Genomic DNA, 6,510 nt, shown 5'->3' with positions numbered 1-6,510 from the left:
ACCGACGGACTGGATCGACGCCGACGGTGACGACTGGTCGCGGCTGACGCAGAACATCACCGAGCCGGCGGCCCGGCCGAGCTCGACGACGTGTTCGCACACGCCGGCGCGGCCGCTGCTACGGGGAACCCTCGTCGGGGTGTGGCCGCCCGGCGGTGATGTAGGCGTACAGCCGACCCGAGCCGTCGAGCATGGCCGTCGCCTGCCGGTTCAGGGCGTCCCGGCGTTCCTTGAGCGCCGCGCTCAGCGCGTCGCCGCTCCCCGTACGGCGCAGGTCGTCGAGGACCGCCCGGATCCGCGGCAGGGGATAGCGGCTCTGACGAAGGACGGCGATCAGGCGCGCGTCCCGTAGATCGGCGGTGCCGAACCGGCGGTATCCGGTGATCGGGTCGCGCCCGGGGGTGAGCAACCTCTCGGCCTCCCACACGCGGAGCGCGGAGCTGCGCACCCCGATGCGCGCGGCGACCTCGCCGATGCTCAGACCCGAACGCGGCACAGGCTCCACGTCGGGTGCCTGGCGGGCCAGCGCCTCGACGGCCTCGCTCGCCGTGTCGAGGGACGACCGGTGCCGGTGCAGCGCCGCGTGCTCGGCGTCCACGAGGGTGAGCGCTCGAGGCAGGTCCCCGGCGTGCACCGCACGCATGATCGCCTGAGCGGCGCGGTGGCCGTACCCGCTCATGAGCGTCCGGTAGGTGAGCAGCGCGCGGCGGTGCCGGTCCTCGAACCGGCGGTAGCCGGCTGCGGTGCGCGTCGCGGGCGGGAGGATGCCCGCCTCCTCGTAGTTGCGGATCTGCTGTGTCGAGACACCCGCCAGGCGCGCCAGGTCGACGGAGCGGAGCCCCGCCCGCTCGCCGAGTTCGGTCATGGGACCTCCTTCGTCGGCCCCGATGACCAAGGTGCTGTGCCGATCGATTCCCTCGCTTCGCCCGGTCATGAGCTGAAGGGTACGGCCGGGTACCCGGCATGATCCGCCGGAGGACACCGGCCCGCCGAGGGTCCGGCGTCAGGTGATGAGCAGGTTCAGGGCCAGGGCGGTCATCACCAGGCTGGAGACGAGGGCGGTGACGAGCCGTCCCCGGGCGCCGGTCAGCACCCGGCCGAGGAGCGCGCCGCCGCCGGCCAGCAACAGCTGCCAGCTCGCGGACGCTGCGAAGGCGGCCAGGACGAACACCGCCCGCCGCGGCTGGTCGGCGGCCACCGTGTTCTGGCCGCCCAGCACGAGCGCCGTGAAGTAGACGATGGTGGTGGGGTTCAGCATCGTGATCGCCAGCAGTCCCAGGTAGGCCCGGCCGGGACTCGTCGGCGGCCCGGCGGGCCGAGTGTGAGTCAGGCGCTCACGGTGACGGGCCACCGCCCCGACCAGCCCCCGGACGGCCAGCGCGATCAGTACGAGGGCCGAACACCAGCGCAGCGGGACCAGCACCGGCCGGATCGCGGCGGCGACGGCGGAGCCTCCCACCGTCGCGACCAGCGCGTACAGGCCGTCGGCGGTGGCCACGCCGAGCGCGGCGCACGCGCCGGTCGTCAAGGACGTCCGGGTGGTCAGCGTGATGAGGTAGGCGGCGACCGCTCCGACGGGGACCGCGATGCCGTAGCCGGCGAGCAGTCCCGCGACCAGCGCGGCGATCACGGCCGTACGGTGATCGGCCTCCACGGTCGCCCCTGCTGCCGCTGGACCCGCACCGGTCGGACGGCGGCGGTCGGCGGCAGTACGGCACTGGTCGTGGTCATGTGCGGATCCTGCCCGCCGTCCGATCCGCGCGGCAACCCGTTTTCCGGCCCGCGCGACTTCTCGCATCAGGCCGATCGGCCGGTAGCGCGGACTACCTCGAATCGAGTTAATCTACTTTCCGTGTCCTTCCGATGGTCGACCGGCCTGATCGGCCTGTGGGTGACGCTGACGCTCGGCGTCCCGTTCCTGCTGATTTCCATCGCCGGGCGTGCTCTGCCCGCTGATCTGCTGACCTTCGTCCGCTTCGCGCTCGCCGGCCTGACCCTCCTGACGGTCATGGCCGTGCGTCGCGGTCTGGCGCGGTCGGTCGCCGACGTCGCCGGGCTGCTGCGCGCCAAGCCGGGCGAGATGCTCGCCGTCGGATTGTGCAGCGCCGCACTCCCGTCCGTCCTGATCACCTTGGGCGAACACCATGTGGCGAGCGGCGTGACGGCGCTGCTCCTGGCCGGCACGCCGATCTGGATCGCGGTCGGCACTCACGTCCTGCTGCCCGCGGAGCGCCTGCGCCCGCGTCAGGCGGCATGCCTGGCCGTCGCACTGGGAGGGACGGCGCTGCTGACGACCGGCGCGCCCGGCGGGTTCAGCCTCTGGTCGGTGCTGCCGCTGGCCGCCGCGGTGAGTTACGCGGCCGGCAACCTGCTCGTACGCGGCCGCCTCCGGCGCGACGACGCGCTCACCCTCACCTGTGCGCAGATGACGGTGGCGACCGTCATGGCCTCCCCGTTCGCCGCCGCGCACCTGTCCCGGGTCACCTGGCGGCCCGGCCCGTGGCTGGCCACCGTCCTCCTCGGCGTCGTGTGCTCCGGACTGGGCTGGCTCGCCAACACGGTCCTCATGCAGCGAGTGAGCGCCGTACGCGCCTCCCTCGTCTCCTTCGCCGCGCCGGTGGTCTCCGTCCTCCTCGGGGCGATCGTCCTGGGCGAGCACCTATCATCGCTACAGTCGGCGGCGGCCGGGGTCGTACTGGCGGCCATCATGGCGTTCGGCGTCCTGTCCCGTGCGACCGCGCGGCCGAGCGCCCGTCGGGAGGTGCGCGTCATCCTCGAACTCGCGATCCTCGGATTCCTCTCCGAGCACGCGATGCACGCCTACGAGCTGCGCAAGCGGATCACCGTGCTGGTGGGGCACGTACGGCCGGTCAGCGACGGCTCCCTGTACCCCGCGCTGCAGCGGCTGCGGCGGCAGGGCCTGGTGACGCGCCGTTCCGAACCCGGCTCAGGGGGACCGGCACGTCAGGTCTTCGAGCTGACCGATGAGGGACAGGCCGAACTCCGGCGTCGCCTCACCGAACCGGACGAGCTGGAGATCACCGACCGCAACAAGTACTTCGTCCTGCTGGCCTTCCTGCATCTGCTGCCGTCCAGGAGGGCGCAGGCCACGGTGCTCCGCCGGCGTCTGGAGTTCCTGGACGACCCGGGACGCGGATTCTTCGTCCACGACGACCGCGTGTTGCGCCAGGACGAGCTCACGTCTCCGTTCCGATCCGGTATTCAGCACATCGCCCGGGCCACCACCTCGGCCGAGCGGGCGTGGCTCGGCGAGATGCTCGGCAGGATGGAGGAGGCTCCGGACACCGCCTCCTGACACCGGCCTGGTCCGTGCCCGCGGACCCCGACCGGTTCCGCGCCTGCGGTTCCCGCCGTGCGAGCCTCGTGCGATGCTGTCGGCCGTGGAAGATCATGGAGACCACGACTCCGTCCGCCGCGGCTACGACGCGGTGGCCGAGGACTACTTCGCGGGATTCCGCGACGAGCTCGCGGGCAAGCCGCTGGACCGGGCGCTGCTGACGTCCCTCATCGAGCAGACCGGTCGGGACGCGCCGATCGCCGACCTGGGATGCGGGCCCGGGCACGTCGCGGGCTGGCTCGCCGACCACGGCGTACGCGCGGTCGGCGTCGACCTGTCCGCGGCGATGGTCGAGGTCGGCCGCCGGGAGTATCCGGCCGTCGAGTTCCGCGAAGGGGATCTGCTGGCGCTGCCGGCCGCGGCCGGTGAGTTCGGCGCGGCCGTGGCGTTCTACTCGATCATCCACCTGCACCCCACCGAGTTGTCCCGCGCCTTCGAGCAGGTCCATCGGGCGTTGCGCCCCGCCGGCCTGTTCCTGCTGTCCTTCCACATCGGCACGGAGATCCGGCATCTGGACGAGTGGTGGGGTCATTCGGTGGACATCGACTTCCGGTTCCTCGAACCCAGCGACGTGGCCGGGGCACTGGAGGCGGCCGGATTCACGGTCGAGACGCGCGCCGAGCGCGTGCCCTACGCCGGTGAGGTGGACACCCGCCGCGCCTACCTGCTGGCCCGCCGGGCCGACGCGTGACGGCCGGCCACGAAGCCCGGTAGGGCGGAACCCGGATCGAGCACCGGGGTTCACCGTGACCGGGCGAGGCGGAACCCGAGGTCGTCGATGCGGAAGGTGGGGTGGCTCTTGCGCCGGGACGAGGCCCGGCAGCCCCAGGTGCGGTCGTGCGCGCCCCCGCCGCGGAAGACGCGGTACGGGCCGTAGACGGCGGGGTCGTAGAGGTCCCAGCACCACTCCCACACATTGCCGATCATGTCGTGGAGACCCCAGGCGTTCGGCTTCTTGGCCCCGACCTCGTGCACCACGCCGCCGGAGTTCGCGCGGTACCAGGCGATCTCGGCCAGCTCGCCGTACCGGACGCCCGTGGTCCCGGCCCGGCAGGCGTACTCCCACTCCGCCTCGGTCGGCAGCCGGTAACCGTCGGCGTCCCGGTCCCACACGACGTCCTGCCCGTCGACGTCGTCGCCCCCGGAGTAGCACGGTCGAAGCCCCGCCGCCCGGGAGAGGCGATTGCAGAACTCGACGGCCTCCCTCCAGGAGACGTCGGTGACCGGCGTGCGCGGCCGGGCGTCCGCCACCGGTCCTTCGCCGCGTACCTCCCGGTACAGGTCCCAGGTCACCGTGTGAGCGGCGAGCCGAAAGGCCGTGACCTCGACCTCCCAGCTCCGCTTCGTGCCCTCGTCCCGCAGCATGACCTGTCCGCCGGGGATGTCCATCAGACCGACGGCTGATTCGCGTTCCATGATTCGCCCATCCCACCATGCCCGCGGCCGACTCCGTCATCGCGGCTTATCGGCGGTGGAGGTGGACGTCAGCGTTTCTAACGGGTTTCAGGAGCTACGTTCGTTAGAAGAGACGTGTCCGACCGTTCGAGGAGGCTCCCGTGACCGCACGACCACCCTTCCCGCCGTTCACCCTGGAGACCGCGCTGGAGAAGGTCCAGGCCGCGGAGGACGCCTGGAACACCCGTGATCCCGAACGCGTGGCGCTCGCCTACACCGAGGACTCGGTCTGGCGGAACCGCGACCGGTTCGTCACGGGCCGGTCCGCGATCATCGCCTTCCTGCGGGACAAGTGGGACCGGGAACTCGACTACGCCCTCCGCAAGGAGCTGTGGGGATTCCGCGGCGACCGGATCGCGGTGCGCTTCCAGTACGAATGCCACGACGCGACCGGTCAGTGGTGGCGCAGCTACGGCAACGAGCTGTGGGAGTTCACGCCTGAGGGTCTGATGAGCCGCCGCGAGGCCAGCATCAACGACGTCCGCATCGCGGAGGCCGACCGGCGGATCTTCGGACCCCGCCCCACCGAGGAACGCGGCGCCCTCCTCCCGATCCACTGAGGTCTGAAATCCTCGCCGTACGCGGGGTGGCGCGGCAGGTCGCCGCCCGGCTCGGCTCGGCAATCTCCCGGGCGTCCACCTACGACCATCTCGCCGAGGCCCGGACCGCGGCCTCGCCCGAGGGCGCCGAGCCCGGTGCCATCGCCTCGCAGAAAGACGGAGCATGACCGACACATCACCGGTAATCCTGGAAGACGTCCGTTCGGCCGCCGCCCGGATCGAGGGCGTCGCGCACCGTACCCCGGTACTGCGTTCCCGGACCCTGGACGCGCTCGTCGGCGCCGAGGTCTTCCTCAAGTGCGAGAACCTGCAGCGGATCGGCGCGTTCAAGTTCCGCGGCGCCTACAACGCCGCCTCCCGGCTGACGCCGGAGCAGCTGGCCAAGGGCATCGCCGCGTACTCCTCGGGCAACCACGCCCAGGCCGTCGCCCTCGCCGCGCGCGAACTCGGGACGACCGCGGTGATCCTCATGCCCGAGGACACCCCGAAGTCGAAGATGGACGCCACCGCCGGCTACGGCGCGGAGATCGTCACGTACGACCGTTACACCGGCGACCGGGTCGCCATCGGCGAGGCCCTGGCGGCCGACCGCGGCCTGGCGCTCATCCCGCCCTACGAGCATCCGCACGTCATCGCGGGACAGGGCACCGCCGCGCTCGAACTCATCGAGGAGGTCGGCGAACTCGACGCCCTGGTGGTCCCGGTCGGCGGCGGCGGGCTGATCGCCGGCAGCGCGACGGCCGCCAAGGGTCTCACCCCGGCGATCCGCGTGATCGGCGTGGAACCGGAGGAGGGGGACGACACCAAGCGGTCCCTGGAGGCGGGCCGGCGCGTGTCCATTCCCGTGCCCCGCACGATCGCCGACGGCCAGGCCGCGGACATCCCGGGCGACCTGACCTTCTCCATCAACCGGCGGCTGGTCGACGAGATCGCCGTGGTCACCGACGACCAGATCCGCGAGGCGATGCGGCTGGCCTTCGAACGCATGAAGATCGTCATCGAGCCGAGCGGCGCTACGCCGCTGGCCGCCCTCCTGGCCGGCCGTATCGCCCCGATCCCGCCGCGCGTCGGTGTGATCGTCTCCGGTGGCAACATCGGCGCCCGGCGCTTCGCCGAGCTCTGCGGCGGCTGACCGAG

At 72.0% G+C, this 6,510-nt stretch carries 7 protein-coding genes; 4 read left to right on the top strand and 3 right to left on the bottom strand.

Going from position 1 to position 6,510, the window contains the following annotated elements; translation table 11 throughout:
• Window positions 1–118: 118 nt before the first annotated feature.
• Window positions 119–865 (bottom strand): MerR family transcriptional regulator, encoded by a 747-nt coding sequence (locus tag AB0L00_RS35675; RefSeq protein WP_364441725.1) that lies wholly within the window; start codon window positions 863–865, stop codon window positions 119–121.
• 138 nt (window positions 866–1,003) lie between these two features.
• A complete protein-coding gene (locus AB0L00_RS35670; RefSeq protein WP_364441724.1) occupies window positions 1,004–1,654 on the bottom strand; it encodes a LysE family transporter in 651 nt (216 codons plus the stop codon).
• 198 nt (window positions 1,655–1,852) lie between these two features.
• Here AB0L00_RS35670 and AB0L00_RS35665 point away from each other — a divergent pair, with 198 nt between their 5' ends.
• The gene (locus tag AB0L00_RS35665; protein ID WP_364441723.1) at window positions 1,853–3,316 is read left to right on the top strand and encodes an EamA family transporter; all 1,464 of its coding nucleotides are present in this window, start codon (window positions 1,853–1,855) and stop codon (window positions 3,314–3,316) included.
• An 85-nt stretch (window positions 3,317–3,401) separates the two neighbouring features.
• The gene (locus tag AB0L00_RS35660; RefSeq protein WP_364441721.1) at window positions 3,402–4,049 is read left to right on the top strand and encodes a class I SAM-dependent methyltransferase; all 648 of its coding nucleotides are present in this window, start codon (window positions 3,402–3,404) and stop codon (window positions 4,047–4,049) included.
• Window positions 4,050–4,099: 50 nt separating this feature from the next.
• Here the strand turns inward: AB0L00_RS35660 and AB0L00_RS35655 are convergent, their stop codons facing one another.
• On the bottom strand, window positions 4,100–4,774 hold the full coding sequence (locus tag AB0L00_RS35655; protein ID WP_364441720.1) for a formylglycine-generating enzyme family protein: 675 nt from the start codon (window positions 4,772–4,774) through the stop codon (window positions 4,100–4,102).
• Between the two features lie 140 nt (window positions 4,775–4,914).
• Here AB0L00_RS35655 and AB0L00_RS35650 point away from each other — a divergent pair, with 140 nt between their 5' ends.
• Window positions 4,915–5,373: a nuclear transport factor 2 family protein gene (locus AB0L00_RS35650; protein WP_364441719.1), complete on the top strand. Its 459-nt coding sequence runs from the start codon at window positions 4,915–4,917 to the stop codon at window positions 5,371–5,373.
• Between the two features lie 163 nt (window positions 5,374–5,536).
• Complete coding sequence (locus AB0L00_RS35645) at window positions 5,537–6,505, top strand: pyridoxal-phosphate dependent enzyme (protein WP_364441717.1); 969 nt, start codon at window positions 5,537–5,539, stop codon at window positions 6,503–6,505.
• The last annotated feature ends 5 nt before the right edge of the window (window positions 6,506–6,510 follow it).

It is taken from the genome of Actinoallomurus sp. NPDC052308 (assembly GCF_040679195.1).
Taxonomy (GTDB): Bacteria; Actinomycetota; Actinomycetes; order Streptosporangiales; family Streptosporangiaceae; genus Actinoallomurus; species Actinoallomurus liliacearum.
The sequence above is the reverse complement of the archived record's forward strand: the minus strand, read 5'-3'. Positions and strand labels throughout refer to the sequence as shown.